Annotated in this window: 13 protein-coding genes; all 13 read left to right on the top strand. The window is 61.3% G+C overall.

Going from position 1 to position 13,559, the window contains the following annotated elements:
* The first annotated feature begins 127 nt into the window (after window positions 1–127).
* The gene (locus ASD01_RS10620) at window positions 128–898 is read left to right on the top strand and encodes a DeoR/GlpR family DNA-binding transcription regulator (RefSeq protein WP_060643936.1); all 771 of its coding nucleotides are present in this window, start codon (window positions 128–130) and stop codon (window positions 896–898) included.
* Window positions 899–1,266: 368 nt separating this feature from the next.
* Window positions 1,267–2,472, top strand: a complete 1,206-nt coding sequence (locus ASD01_RS10625; RefSeq protein WP_162250977.1) for an ester cyclase — start codon at window positions 1,267–1,269, stop codon at window positions 2,470–2,472.
* Between the two features lie 156 nt (window positions 2,473–2,628).
* Window positions 2,629–3,873 carry an ABC transporter substrate-binding protein gene (locus ASD01_RS10630; RefSeq protein WP_060519126.1) on the top strand — a complete coding sequence of 415 codons (1,245 nt, stop codon included), beginning with the start codon at window positions 2,629–2,631 and terminating at the stop codon, window positions 3,871–3,873.
* Window positions 3,874–3,980: 107 nt separating this feature from the next.
* Complete coding sequence (locus ASD01_RS10635) at window positions 3,981–5,009, top strand: carbohydrate ABC transporter permease (protein ID WP_060519128.1); 1,029 nt, start codon at window positions 3,981–3,983, stop codon at window positions 5,007–5,009.
* A 12-nt stretch (window positions 5,010–5,021) separates the two neighbouring features.
* Window positions 5,022–5,903 (top strand): carbohydrate ABC transporter permease, encoded by an 882-nt coding sequence (locus tag ASD01_RS10640; protein WP_060519131.1) that lies wholly within the window; start codon window positions 5,022–5,024, stop codon window positions 5,901–5,903.
* A 5-nt stretch (window positions 5,904–5,908) separates the two neighbouring features.
* A complete protein-coding gene (locus ASD01_RS10645; protein ID WP_060519133.1) occupies window positions 5,909–6,973 on the top strand; it encodes an ABC transporter ATP-binding protein in 1,065 nt (354 codons plus the stop codon).
* 56 nt (window positions 6,974–7,029) lie between these two features.
* Window positions 7,030–8,340 carry a histidinol dehydrogenase gene (hisD, locus tag ASD01_RS10650; protein ID WP_060519136.1) on the top strand — a complete coding sequence of 437 codons (1,311 nt, stop codon included), beginning with the start codon at window positions 7,030–7,032 and terminating at the stop codon, window positions 8,338–8,340.
* Entirely contained in the window at window positions 8,340–9,104 is a 765-nt protein-coding gene (locus ASD01_RS10655) for an SDR family NAD(P)-dependent oxidoreductase (RefSeq protein ID WP_060519138.1), read from the top strand. The genes hisD and ASD01_RS10655 overlap by 1 nt, the downstream gene beginning before the upstream one ends.
* Window positions 9,104–10,132 carry a LacI family DNA-binding transcriptional regulator gene (locus ASD01_RS10660; protein WP_060519142.1) on the top strand — a complete coding sequence of 343 codons (1,029 nt, stop codon included), beginning with the start codon at window positions 9,104–9,106 and terminating at the stop codon, window positions 10,130–10,132. Before ASD01_RS10655 ends, ASD01_RS10660 begins: the two co-directional genes overlap by 1 nt.
* A 72-nt stretch (window positions 10,133–10,204) precedes the next feature.
* Entirely contained in the window at window positions 10,205–11,176 is a 972-nt protein-coding gene (locus ASD01_RS10665; protein ID WP_060519196.1) for a cupin domain-containing protein, read from the top strand.
* A gap of 124 nt (window positions 11,177–11,300) precedes the next feature.
* Window positions 11,301–11,972, top strand: coding sequence for an RraA family protein (locus ASD01_RS10670; RefSeq protein WP_244495222.1), 672 nt, complete (start codon window positions 11,301–11,303; stop codon window positions 11,970–11,972).
* Window positions 11,973–11,984: 12 nt separating this feature from the next.
* Window positions 11,985–12,173, top strand: coding sequence for a hypothetical protein (locus ASD01_RS35480; RefSeq protein ID WP_060519146.1), 189 nt, complete (start codon window positions 11,985–11,987; stop codon window positions 12,171–12,173).
* The gene (locus ASD01_RS10675) at window positions 12,170–13,549 is read left to right on the top strand and encodes an amidase (protein ID WP_060582044.1); all 1,380 of its coding nucleotides are present in this window, start codon (window positions 12,170–12,172) and stop codon (window positions 13,547–13,549) included. Before ASD01_RS35480 ends, ASD01_RS10675 begins: the two co-directional genes overlap by 4 nt.
* Window positions 13,550–13,559 lie beyond the last annotated feature (10 nt).

Genomic DNA, 13,559 nt, shown 5'->3' on the forward strand with positions numbered 1-13,559 from the left:
GGCGTGCGCCAATATGACTGAACGGGCAAATATCAGTCATTGACTTGACCGAATGTCGCGTTACAACGGAAGAATATCTGGAAATCGACTGGATTTCTGCGCGAAATCGTCAGTGTAAGGAGGCGTCGTGAGGCCCGCGGATCGCCACGAAAAAATTGTGAAACTCGTCCATAAGGCGGGCGAGGTCAGCGTCGACGACCTTGCACAGACGCTTGGGGCCTCTCGCGAAACGATCCGGCGCGACCTTGCAAACCTCGATGCGATGGGGCGGCTGAAGAAGTTTCATGGCGGGGCGAGGGTGCGCTCCAACACCTCCGTCGAGCCGGCGGTGGAGGGGCCGTTTGCGTTGCGTATGGCGGAAAATCTGCCGGTGAAGCGCAAGATCGCCCATGCAGCGGCGAGCCTGCTTGCGCCGGGCGATGCGGTCTTCATCGACACTGGAACGACGACCCTGATCCTTGCCGAGGCTCTGGTAGATCTTCCGGCCCTCGTCGTCGTGACCAACTCCTGGCGTATCGCTGCCACGCTGTCGGCGAACCCCGATCACAAGATCTTCCTGATCGGAGGCTCCTACGGCGCCGATGCCGGCGAATCCCTTGGCCAGTTTGCGGTCGAGCAGATCCGCAAGTTTCGTGCCCGCCATGCCTTTCTCACCGTCGGTGCGATTGACGCGAATGCGGTCATGGATTTCGACGCGCAGGTAACCGAGGTGGCGCAGGCGATGATCGAGCGGGTCGAGTCCGTCACGGTTTTGGCGGACTCTTCGAAGTTCGACAAGCGCGGGATTTTCGAGGTGGCGACGTTGGGCAAGATCGACAGGCTCGTCACGGATGCGGTCCCGCCGGCGGCCATCGAAGAGGCGCTGAAAGCGGCCGGTACCGAAATCGTCATCGCCTAGGCGCGCCGTCCGCGTGGGGCACAGCGCCCCTATCCTGGCGGCCGACCGTCTTCGCCGCCACAATCCAATGCATAGCTATGGCTTCGTGACAGTATGCGGCTTCCGCACCCTGCTGTGGTAGGTTTGACTCTGTGCATCAAAGGGCTCTTTGGGGCAGATGAAGGCGGTTTTCCTGGCTGGCGTAAGGCCACTTGCCCCCTTCGCGCGTACTTGGTGTATGCGAAAGCTTGAGCTGGTCTTTGCTACCGGTGTTGGTTTTCATGGTGAATGTGGAAGCAGGAGAAATTTGACCGAACAGTCATTTCGTGTTGACCGATCGCTCATCTCATGCTTATTTGTGCATACGAATGCAAAATGAGGAGAAGGCAATGAACGAGCAATCCGCAAAGGTTGTCGGAAAACAGGTTGCTGCCAACGAGGAGGCGCCGGCGGCCAAGGGGAAAGCGGAGACAAAGCAAGGCCGGTCGCGCTTCCGTCCGCTTTCGGCCGAGCATATGCCGCGAGACTATTCGATCTCGCTCGACGCCTATCGTCGCGGCGGGACGGATGCTTTCATCGGCCGTTCGCCCGATCACTTGGTGAAGCAGCGGTTGACGGGCTTCGAGCCGCAATATGCCAACATCATCGACTACATCATCCGCATTACGCATCAGACCTGGGAAGAGAAGGACATCGGCTATATCTACGACACCTATAGCCATGACTGCCTGGTTTGGGATGACCTGGCGCTCCAGGTCGGTCGCGACAAGATCGTCGCTGACACCACCTCGCTGAACAATGCCTTTCCTGACATCCGCATCGTCGCTGAGGACGTGGTCTGGGCGGGGGACGACGCGATCGGCTTTCACACGTCGCATCGTTCGCAGATCATCGGCACCAATACCGGTTTCAGCCGCTACGGAGCGCCGACCGGGCGCCGGGTGCAGTTTCTCTGCATGGCCAATTGCGTCGCTCGCGATAACGAGATCTTCTACGAGCATGTCGTCTATGACACTGCCGAAGTCGTCAAGCAGCTCGGCTTCGATGTGGTCGAGACCGCCAGGCGTGCTGTCTCGGCCGGCGTGAGTGCCGGCCTTCCGCGCGATTTCCTCGGCGGCGAGCCGAAGCGCACCGTTGGCCAGGGCAAGCCGGAGAAGGTGGCGATCCCGACGGAAATTCGCGACAATCCGGAGGAATTCGTCCGCGCTGCACTCCAGACTATGTGGAACCGGCGAAACCTCGGTGCGCTCGATCAGGTCTATCATCCCGGCATCGTCTCGCAGCAGACCGGCAGCCGCATTTTCCGGGGAACCGGGCAGTTGCGCTCCTTCATGCTGTCGCAGCTCGCGATGTTCCCCGATGTCCTTTACTCGGTCGATGATCTCTATTGGATGGGCAACGCCCAGGAGGGCTTTGTCGCAGCCTTCCGCTGGTCGATGACCGGTACGCATCGCGGCCTTGGTCGTTACGGTGAACCCACGGGCCGCGAGGTCAACATCTGGGGCATCACCCACTGGCTGATCGAGGGCAATCGCGTGACCAAGGAATGGACGACGTTCAACGAATTCGGCGTCCTCATTCAGGTCCTGAGATAAGGGGCTATTTCCAGAAATTTGCATACGTTTTCGAAAGCTACTTGCATACGTATGCAAAATGCCTATGCTGTCTGCAAAATGACGCCGCCGTCAAGCGGCGCGGGAGCAAATGCGGCGCCCTGTCTTGCGGGGCCCGCCAACGAAGAAAGTGGGAACATGAGAAAATCGACACTCTACGCATCCACCGCTGCGCTCGTGCTGGCGAGCTTCGTCGCGGCGCCCGCCCTGGCCGAATGCGGCATTGAAAAGGGCTCCGTGCGCCTTCTGTCCAACGACTTCGAAGCCTTGCGTGTGGTCGGCGCCGAAGTGGACAAATGCGCATCGCCGACAGTGAAGGTCACGAAGAACCAGACGACCGAGCACAAAAACCTCCAGGTACCGGCACTCAAGGTCAATCCGGCGCAATATACGGTCGCCGTTATCGCCAACAATTCGATCGTTCCGTTGCTGAACGAGGGCCTGGTGCGGCCGCTGGATGATCTCGTCGCCAAATACGGGCAGGATCTCCAGCCGACCCAGCTCATCAAGCTCGACGGAAAGATCATGGCGATCGCCTTCATGGGCAATTCGCAGCATCTCTTCTTCCGCAAGGATATTCTGGAGAAGGCGGGGGTCACCCAGCCGAAGACCTATGAGGATGTTCTGGCCGCGGCCAAGGCCATCAAGGAGAAGGGGCTCATGGCCTATCCGCTGGCCGCCGCCGACAAGGCCGGCTGGGATCTCGCCGCCGAGTTCGTCAACATGTATCTGGGTTATGGCGGCGAACTCTTTGCCGCCGGTACGGCCGAGCCGGCCATTAACAACGAAAAGGGTCTCGCCACCCTCAAGACCATGAAGGCGATGACCGAATATATGAACCCTGACTACATGACCTACAATGCCGACGAGGTCATCAAGGTCTACGTCGCCGGCAAGGCTGCCATCGTCAACGGCTGGGGTTCGCTTGCTGCCAGTGCGATCGACCCGAAAAAGGCGCCTGCAGAGGTTGCTGGCAACACGGTTCTTGCCGCTGCACCCGCCGTTGGCGGCGGCACGACACCTGCAGCTGCGTTGTGGTGGGACGGCTTTACCATCGCCAAGAACATTTCCGACGAGGACGCCGAGGCGTCCTTCCGGGCCATGGTCTACGGCATCCGCCCGCAGGTCGGCCAGGAGAACCCGGATCTCGCGACCTGGCTGACCAAGGGCTATCAGCCCGGCCCGGTTGCCGTCGGTGTGCTCGATACGGCCAATGGAGGTGCAAAGCCCTATCCGATGCTGCCTTACATGGGTCTGTTGCATTCTGCTCTCGGTTCGGAGCTGGCGGAATTCATGCAGGGACGGGAAAGCGCCGAGGAGGCGCTGAAGGATGTCGAGGCATCTTACGTCGCGGCTGCCAAAGAGGGCGGCTTCCTGAACTGAGCACAATGAGAGCGCCGGTGGTCCGGCGCTCTCATCGATCGATATTCAATGTCTCTGCCTCTGGCGAGGCGAACGGAACATCCAATCTCAAGCAAGGAGGAGGGGGCATGCCCCACAGGGCTTTCTTTGCCTTCATCATGCCGTCGCTGTTGGCGATGCTGCTCTTCATCGCCTTGCCGATCATTTCGGTCGCGGTGCAGTCGCTCTACGTCCAGCATGAACGGGTCGTGACGGAGGTCGAGACCTGCGTGCCCTTTGGTGGTTGCACCAAGGAAATGCGGGTCGATGCGGAGGCGACGACCAAGCTGCGCCATGATGAGCCGCTCGGCCGTTTCAACGGCTTCGGGACCTATCTCGATCGCAATCATCTGGCCATCAGCGAAGTCGGTGCGATCCTGTCCGAAAATGCAGGTTTTACCGACGCCGTCTCGCGCATCTACAACCTGCCATTCTATAGAGCGCTGGCCTTCACGCTGACCTACACCTTCGTGGTCACTCCGCTCGCGATGGTACTCGGGTTCTGCATTGCGCTCGGTGTGAACGCCATCCCCCCGTTCTACAAGGGGCCGGTCATCTTCTTCTCGCTGCTGCCCATGATCGTAACACCCCTCGTCGGGGCGCTCATCGTCTACTGGATGGCGTCTTCGCAAGGGATCCTCGGGGCGACGCTTCAGTCGATCTTCAACGATCCAACCCTGTCGCTGAAATCATCGGCCGTGCTCACCTGGATCACGCTTCTGGTCTACGGCATCTGGCACAATGCGCCGTTTTCGTTCGTCGTCTTTTATGCGGGACTTCAGACGGTGCCGCATGACACCATCGAGTCCGCCATGATCGACGGCGCCAACCGCTGGGAGAGGATCCGTTTCGTCGTCATCCCGCATCTGATGCCGCTCGCCACCTTCGTCGGGCTGGTGCAGCTCATGGACAATTTCCGCGTCTTCGAGCCCATCGTCGGGTTCAGCGCCGAGGCCAACGCGACCTCGCTCTCCTGGTCGATCTTCAACGACCTGCGCGGCCAGGTCGATCAGCTCTTCGGCTCCGCGGCCGCCACCTCGATGCTGACCATTGCCGGCGTCGTCATCCTGCTGTCGCCGGTGCTGGTTCGCACCTGGCGCGAATTCAACCGTCGATGAGGGGCGTCCACGATGATTGAGACAAAACGCAGACTTCCGCTCGCGCTCACGCTCCTGTCGACCGGCTTTGTCCTGTTGTGGGTCTTCATGGCCGCCTTCCCGTTCATCTGGACTGTCTGGGGGTCGTTCAAGGTCGAGCAGGACTTCTTCTCGCGGGAAAGCTGGTGGTTTGCCATCGAGGGAACGCGCACTATCGCGCAGACCGGGTCGGCCTTCACCGGTGACGGCTATTACGGCGCCTGGGTCCTGCGCGACTTCTTCTCCTCTGTCGCCAACACGATGATCGTCACGGTTTCGGTAGTCGTCGTCTCGCTGACCTTCGGCACGCTCGGTGGTTACGCGCTGGCGCGCTCCGGTCACCGCTACACCTTCTGGCTGCTCATGCTTGCGCTGGTGTTCCGTGCCATGCCGCACATCACCCTGGTTTCGGGCTATCTGCTGCCGTTCTTCCAGTTGAACATCTGGGGCTACATGCCGACCGCGATCATCGTTCTGGTCGCGATCAATCAGCCGTTCACCTTGTGGATGCTCCATTCGTTCTTCCTGTCGATCCCGAAGGATCTGGACGAAAGCGCGATGGTCGACGGCTGCTCGCGGTTCCAGGCTTTCCGCATGGTGGTGATACCGGTGATGTGGCCGGGCGTCATCACTACCGGCCTGTTTTCGTTCCTGCTCGCCTACAACGACTTTGCTGTAACCGCGATGCTGCTAACTCAAGAGAACCAGACCATGGTGCCGAAGATCGCGAGCTTCCTCGGCACCATCCAGCAGGAGGGCAACGTCATGTTTGCCGTCGCCGCCGTCGTCTCAGCGACCGCACCGCTTTTCGTGCTGGTCATGTTCTTCCAACGCCAGATCGTCAGCGGGCTTACCGCCGGCGCAGTCAAGGGATAATCGTAATGGCTGAAATCCGTCTGAAGAACGTGTCGAAGCGTTGGCACAATTTCATCGGGGTAGACAACTTCAACCTCGACATCGCAGACCAGGAGTTTCTCGTCCTGCTCGGGCCGTCGGGCTGCGGCAAGACGACGACCATGCGCATGATTGCCGGTCTCGAGGACATCAGCGAAGGCGAGATCTGGCTTGGCGACCGCATGGTCAACAGGCTGGAGCCAAAGGACCGCGACATCTCGATGGTGTTCCAGAGCTACGGCCTTTATCCCAACATGACGGTCTACGAAAACATCCGTTTTCCGCTTCGCGTGCGGAAAGTCCCGAAGGAGCTGCATCACGACAAGGTCATGCAGGCGGCACGCATGGTGGAGCTCGTCGATTTTCTCGATCGCCGTCCCGCGGCCCTGTCGGGCGGCCAGCGCCAGCGCGTCGCGCTCGGCCGTGCGATCGTGCGTCAGCCCTCCGTCTTCCTGATGGACGAGCCGCTGTCCAACCTCGATGCGAAGCTTCGCGTGTCGACCCGCGCCCAGATCAAGAACCTGCAGCACACGCTCAAGGTCACGACGATCTATGTGACCCACGATCAGATCGAGGCGATGACGCTCGCCGATCGCGTCGTGGTGATGAATAAGGGCATCATTCAGCAGGTCGGAACGCCAACCGAAATCTACGACAATCCAGCCAACACTTTCGTTGCCTCCTTCATCGGTTCACCCGCCATGAACCTTGTTTCCGGCGACATCGAAAATGGTGTCTTCAGCGGCCCGGGCATGACGATCGGTGGCCTGCAATCCAATGTGAGGGGGCCGGTAACGCTTGGGTTTCGGGCCGAAGACGCCACGCTTGTTTCCGAAGGCGGTGAACTCGGCGCGGAAATCTATTCGATGGAACTCCTCGGCGAAGCGACCATGGCGAGCTTCAAGATTGGCGATCAGCTCGTCTCCATCAAATCCGGCAAGGAATACCGTGCCGAAATCGGCAACGTCGTCCACGCATCGATCCCGGCTTCGATCTGTCATCTGTTCGATGCCAGGACTGGTGGCCGGATCGCCCGGACACCCGGCAACTGAAAACGCATGATCGGCGGCGACTTTGCCTGCCAATAGGCTTTAAGGGAAGGAACATCATGACCGTCACCTATCTCAAGCGCGGCAAACCCGAGGCGGCGCGATCCGAAGACGATGCGAAGGTTCGGGCGATCGTCGAAACCACGCTGAAGGATATCGAGGCGCGCGGCGATGCGGCAGTGCGCGAGCTTTCGCAAAAGTTCGACAAGTTTTCGCCACCGTCCTTCAGGCTCAGCCAGTCCGAGATCGATGCGGCGATTTCCAAGGTCTCGGCGCGCGATATGGCAGACATCGATTTTGCCCAGACGCAGATCCGCCGTTTTGCCGAAGCCCAGCGCGCCTCGATGACCGATATAGAAATCGAGACGATTCCCGGCGTCGTTCTCGGGCACAAGAATATCCCCGTCCAATCCGTCGGCTGCTATGTGCCAGGCGGCAAGTTTCCGATGGTCGCCTCCGCTCACATGTCGGTGTTGACGGCGTCTGTCGCCGGTGTGCCGCGCATCGTCGCCTCGGCGCCACCGCAAAAGGGTGAACCGCATCCGGCGATCGTCGCCGCGATGCACAAGGCGGGTGCCCATGAGATCTATGTGCTCGGCGGGATGCAAGCCGTCGGCGCGATGGCGCTCGGCACCGAAACGATCAAGCCGGTCGATATGCTGGTCGGGCCCGGTAACGCCTTCGTCGCAGAAGCCAAGCGCCAGCTCTACGGTCGTGTCGGCATCGACCTCTTCGCCGGTCCCACCGAAACGATGGTGATCGCCGACGAGACGGTAGACGCTGAAATGTGCGCGACAGACCTGATCGGCCAGGCCGAGCACGGCTATAATTCGCCGGCCGTTCTGGTCACCAACTCACACAGGCTCGCTCAGCAAACGCTTGCGCAGATTGACCGTCTGCTGGCGATCATCCCGACCACCGAAACCGCCACAGCCTCCTGGCGCGACTACGGCGAGGTCATCGTCTGCGACACCTATGACGAAATGCTGGATGTGGCCAACGACATCGCGTCCGAGCATGTCCAGGTCATGACCGACCGCGACGACTGGTTCCTGGAGAACATGCGCTCCTACGGCGCCTTGTTCCTCGGTCCGCGCACCAATGTCGCCAATGGTGACAAGGTGATCGGCACGAACCATACGCTCCCGACGAAGAAGGCAGGCCGCTACACGGGAGGGCTCTGGGTGGGCAAATTCCTGAAGACCCATTCCTATCAAAAGGTGCTGACCGACAAGGCGGCGGCCGAGATCGGCGCCTATTGCTCGCGTCTGTGCCTTTTGGAAGGTTTCGTCGGCCATGCCGAACAGGCCAATGTCAGGGTGCGGCGCTACGGTGGCTTGAACGTCCCTTACGGTGAGGCGGCCGAGTGATGACCCTCCCGCGCACGCCCTCCTTCCGCCTTGATGGCAAACGCGCACTGGTTGCCGGCGCCTCCTCGGGCATTGGTTTTGGCTGCGCCGTCGCCTTGGCGGAAGCGGGCGCGCATGTGGTGCTTTCGGCGCGCTCCGCAGACAAGCTTGCAGACGCGGTCGACGCGATCCGCGCCGAGGGTTTGTCTGCCGAGGCGATGGTCCTCGATGTCGCCGATGTTACTGCGACAGAGGCTGCGTTGTCTTGCCGGGAGCCATTCCAGATCCTGGTCAACAGCGCCGGCCTCGCCCGGCACGCACCCGCCCTCGACACGACCCTTGAGGATTTCGACGCTGTCTTCGCCCTCAACGTGCGTGGTGCTTATTTCCTGACCCGCGCGGTTGCCGCTGGCCTGATCAAGTCAGGGCAACCCGGCTCGCTCATCAACGTTTCGTCCCAGATGGCCCATGTGGGTGGCGTCGACCGTGCCGTCTACAGCGCCACAAAACATGCGGTCGAAGGGTTTACCAAGTCGATGGCGATCGAATGGGGGGCGAAAGGCATCCGTGTCAATACGATCTGCCCGACCTTCATCCGCACGCCGCTGACCGAGCAGACGTTCTCGCAACCAGAGCGGGTCCAGTGGATAACGGATAAAATCAAGCTTGGTCGTATCGGTCGCGTGGAAGACATTATGGCCGCTGTCACCTATCTTGCCGGCGATGCCTCGGCGATGGTGACGGGAACCGCGCTGATGGTTGACGGGGGTTGGACGGCGGACTGATGGCAAACGAGAAGATCACTTCGAACGATGTTGCGCGCCTCGCGGGCGTGAGCCAATCGGCGGTCTCGCGCTACTTTACGCCGGGAACGTCGGTCTCCAAGAAGACGGCGGAGAAGATCCGTGAAGCTGCCGAACAGCTCGGCTACCGGCCGAACGTGCTTGCCCGCTCGCTGATCACCGGGCGTAGTCGCATCATCGGGCTCGTCGTCGCCTATCTCGAAAACTACTTCTATCCGGAAGTGGTCGAGCGCCTGTCAAAGGCGTTGCAGGACCAGGGCTATCATGTGCTGGTCTTCATATCGTCGATCGCGTCGGAGAATGTCGACCAGATCACGCAAGAGATCCTCGACTATCAGGTGGACGGCATCGTGCTTGCTTCGGCAAACATGTCGTCGGAACTTGCTGCACGCTGCCATGCATCGGGTGTACCGATCGTTCTCTTCAACCGTCTCCAGGACGACGTGCGGCTATCTGCGGTTACCTCCGACAACCGCGCCGGGGGACGCCAGCTTGCTGAGCTGCTCGTGTCGCTCGGCCACAGGCGATGCGGTTACATCGCCGGGTTCGAAGGTGCTTCCACTCAGCGCGACCGCGAGCAGGGGTTTCGCGATGGGCTGGAGGCCGCAGGCCTGACGCTGTTTGCCCGCGAGGTCGGCAACTTCCGATATGACGAGGCGCAGGACGCCGGAAGGCGGATGTTCGGCGGGCCGGATCGCCCCGACGCTGTCTTCGTTTGCAACGACCACATGGCTTTTGCGGTCATGGACGTGCTGCGCTTCGAACTCAACCTGCGCATCCCAGACGACGTCTCGGTCGTCGGTTTCGATGATGTACCGCCTGCGCGCTGGCCTTCCTACAATCTGACGACGATCCGCCAGAACGTCGACGACATGGTTGCCGAGACGGTGGCCACGCTCATGCACAGTATCAGGCAAGGCGAGGGGGCCGCTCGTCGCGTTGTCCTCGACGGCGCCCTCGTTCAGCGGGGATCAACCCGCAAAGCAGCTCCGACAGAAGAGACACGCTAGCCACGACGTTCCCATCGGGAGCGGCGAAGCCATAACCGCAATTCATTTTGCATACGTATGAAAGGCACGAAAATGCAGATCTCCCAGACGGAAATGGAAAAAAGGATCGTTCGCTACGGCGATCTGAAACCCTGCAGGACCGCGTTCATCGATGCCCACACGCCGGGCTCGAACCAAAAGGAAAATTTCACGATCATCGGAGGCGGCGTATCCGAAAGCGCAGACCAGCACGTCCACATCAAGGATACGCCTGGCTTCAACATCGGTGCTGCCGGCCAGCCGCCGAAATGCCGCAACTCGTTGCACTCGCACCGCACCGCCGAGGTCTTCTTCGTGCTCAAGGGCCGGTGGCGCTTCTTCTGGGGCCGGCATGGCAAGGCCGGGGAGGTTGTTCTCGAAGAGGGTGACATCTTCAACATACCGACAGGCATCTTCCGTGGCTTCGAGAACATCGGCACGGACTACGGAATGATCATGGCAATCCTCGGCGGCGACGATGCCGGAGGCGGCGTGATCTGGGCACCGCAGGTCATCGAGGACGCGAGGGAACACGGCCTCGTTCTCGGCGAAAACGGCAAGCTCTACGACAGCAAGAAGGGTCAGTCGCTGCCCGCGGGCATCAATCCGATGCCGCTTTTGACGGACGAGGAGCTGAAAGCCTTCCCGGAAACACCGGTGACCGAGGTCGTACGTGACTACGTCGCCCGTTACTGGGACCTGATGGCGCTGGCGCAGAAGGCGCCGGCAAAAGTGATCGGCGAAAAAGCGTTGCTGCGTGACAAGCCGGGCTTCGAGGTCGAGCTTCTGACCCGCGGCTCCATTGGCGAAGAAGCCTATGTCAACGAGCGCCATGAAGTCCTGATGGTCATGCGCGGCCATTGGAAGCTCGCTTGGGAAGGTGGAGAAGCGGTGCTTGCGCCCGGCGATACCTGCGCCGTGCCGCCGGGCCTGAAGCATAACCTGGTGCCTTCGATGACGGGAGAGGCCAGCCTCTACCGTGTCGTCTCCACTGGCGAAAAAGCTGGTCTCACCTGGCGCAATTGATGCCGCCTAGCGCGGCGGCAAGCGCGCCGCCGCCGCCACCATGATTGAGCGAGGTCTCAACCGGAATGCCGTTGAGACCCGACGCCTCGGAGGACAAGATTTGAACGACGCATTGCTCGCCCTCTTGCTGAAGGTCGACACGCCCACTGTCTGCAACGCCATCGAGGTGGCGCAGGGGAAGCGTGGCTTCAACGCCTATACCCGCGGCACTGTCATCGCTTCGGCGCCGTCGGCGCCGCCATTGGTCGGTTATGCGCGCACGGCGAAGATCGCCGCCGCGGTGCCGTCGACCGAGGATCCTGCCGTGATCCGGACGCGGCGCCGTGATTACTACCGCCATATGGCGGGTGGAGGCGCTCCCGCGATCGCCGTGATCGAGGATCTGGATTTCCCTCACTGCGTCGGGGCCTTCTGGGGCGAAATCAACGCGACCGTGCATCGCGGGCTCGGTCTCAAGGGCGTGTTGACCAACGGTGTCATGCGCGATCTTGGTGATGTGCCGGCGGACTTTCCGATGATTGCGGGCTCGGTCGGCCCAAGCCACGCCTTCGTGCATGTCGAGGCGATCGACGTTTCCGTCACGATCTTCGGCATGCCCGTGATGCCGGGCGACCTTGTGCACGCGGATCGCCATGGCGCAGTCGTCGTACCGCCTGAGGTGATCCCCGTGCTGGCCGCTTCGATAGCGAAGCTGCAAACAACCGAGCGGTTGATCCTGGAGCCTGCTAGACAGGAGGGGTTCGATCTTGCCAAATTTGAAGAAGCCTGGGCGTCGTTCGAGGCTGCGCGTACCTGACTGGAGCACGCCATGGCCGATTCCAAGATTACGCCTATGCCTGAGAAGGTCCGGGCACGAGCACGTGCCTGTGGCATCGAGGTGGCTATCGAGCGGGAGGACGCGATCGTCGTAGGCGCGCAATATCTTGCCGATGCCGCCCGCCGTCTCGACACCATCGCGGCAAACAACGACGACCTGGCGGAGCCCAAGCGGTCATGAGCGGGCATCTGGCCGACCTGTCCATCCAGGAAGCTGCCGCGCGACTTCGCGACGGCAGCCTTTCATGCCTTGATCTGACACGAGGGCATCTCGAGCGTATTGCCGAACGGGATCGCGCCTATCGTGCCTTCGTGTATGTCGATACCGATGGCGCACTCGCAGAGGCCGCGCGCGCAGACGACGCGCTCCGGCGCGGCAATGATCTCGGGCCGCTGCACGGTATTCCGATCGCAGTCAAGGATCTTGTCGACACCGCTCAGATGCCAACGGCCTATGGCTCGGATGTTTATGCGGGCCATAGGCCGACTGAGGACGCGGACGTGGTCCTTCGCTTGAAGGCTGCTGGAGCGGTGCTGCTTGGCAAGCTTGAAACCTATGAATTCGCCATGGTCGGTCCGGTGTTCGACCGCTCATTTCCCCCCGCCGCCAATCCCTGGAACGTCAATTGCACGACCGGCGGGTCGTCCTCGGGTTCTGCGGCGGCGGTGGCGGGTGGGCTGGTGCGAACGACCATCGGCTCGGATACGGGTGGCTCCGTGCGCAGCCCTGCATCCTATTGCGGGGCCGTCGGACTGAAGCCAAGTTTTGCAAGCATCTCCACGCGCGGCGTCTTCCCGCTGTCGCCCAGTCTCGATCACGTGGGCGTCATCAGTGCGTCGGTGGCTGAAGCCGCAATCACCCACGACGCAATTGCCGATGCGGCCTACGCGAACGCAAGGCCGGCTGCCGCCTCCAGGCTCGGACAATCCTTGTCCGGTTTGCGTATCGGTTACGCGCGCGACTGGTTTGCCCATGACGCAGAAACCCTGCCTGCGGTACTTGAAGCCGTCGATGCCGCCGCATCCGTACTCTCGCTTCTCGGAGCCAGGATCGAGGAGGTGGCACTGCCGGAGGCCGCTGATTTCGAGGCCGTGGGAGCCGTGATCATCCATGCCGAGGCATTCGAGGGGCATCGCCAACAGCTCAAGGCTTCGGGTGAGCGCTATAGCCGCAAGGTTTTCCAGAATATCGTTTCGGGCCTTTGCCTGACCCCTGACGATCTCATCCGTGCGCGTGAGGCGGCCCTGCGCCTGCGCGCAACACTCGATCGCAGGGTGTTCTCGCAGTTCGATGCGATCCTGACCGCAACGACCCTGACGCCGGCGATCCCCTTTGTTGACTTTGTCGGCGAGGCAGCACGGTGGACACCTATGCGTACGATTGCTTTCAACGTCACCGGCCACCCGGCGCTTTCTGTTCCCTGTGGATTTTCAGGTGGCCTTCCGCTCGGCCTTCAACTCGTCGGGAGAGCAGGGGACGAGGCGGCCCTTTGCCAGATTGGCCACGCGTACGAGCTGGCCAGCGATTTTGCCGCTTCCAAGCCGCCACGGCCCTGAAGGAGTGAAT

The organism is Ensifer sp. Root423 (assembly GCF_001426275.1).
GTDB lineage: Bacteria > Pseudomonadota > Alphaproteobacteria > Rhizobiales > Rhizobiaceae > Ensifer > Ensifer adhaerens.

Bases quoted from the DNA above. Each gene is read 5' to 3' on its own strand.
- ASD01_RS10625 (WP_162250977.1), top strand. From the start codon at position 1,267: ATGAACGAGCAATCCGCAAAGGTTGTCGGAAAACAGGTTGCTGCCAAC.
- ASD01_RS10630 (WP_060519126.1), top strand. From the start codon at position 2,629: ATGAGAAAATCGACACTCTACGCATCCACCGCTGCGCTCGTGCTGGCG.
- ASD01_RS10635 (WP_060519128.1), top strand. From the start codon at position 3,981: ATGCCCCACAGGGCTTTCTTTGCCTTCATCATGCCGTCGCTGTTGGCG.
- ASD01_RS10640 (WP_060519131.1), top strand. From the start codon at position 5,022: ATGATTGAGACAAAACGCAGACTTCCGCTCGCGCTCACGCTCCTGTCG.
- ASD01_RS10645 (WP_060519133.1), top strand. From the start codon at position 5,909: ATGGCTGAAATCCGTCTGAAGAACGTGTCGAAGCGTTGGCACAATTTC.
- hisD (WP_060519136.1), top strand. From the start codon at position 7,030: ATGACCGTCACCTATCTCAAGCGCGGCAAACCCGAGGCGGCGCGATCC.
- ASD01_RS10655 (WP_060519138.1), top strand. From the start codon at position 8,340: ATGACCCTCCCGCGCACGCCCTCCTTCCGCCTTGATGGCAAACGCGCA.
- ASD01_RS10660 (WP_060519142.1), top strand. From the start codon at position 9,104: ATGGCAAACGAGAAGATCACTTCGAACGATGTTGCGCGCCTCGCGGGC.
- ASD01_RS10665 (WP_060519196.1), top strand. From the start codon at position 10,205: ATGCAGATCTCCCAGACGGAAATGGAAAAAAGGATCGTTCGCTACGGC.
- ASD01_RS35480 (WP_060519146.1), top strand. From the start codon at position 11,985: ATGGCCGATTCCAAGATTACGCCTATGCCTGAGAAGGTCCGGGCACGA.
- ASD01_RS10675 (WP_060582044.1), top strand. From the start codon at position 12,170: ATGAGCGGGCATCTGGCCGACCTGTCCATCCAGGAAGCTGCCGCGCGA.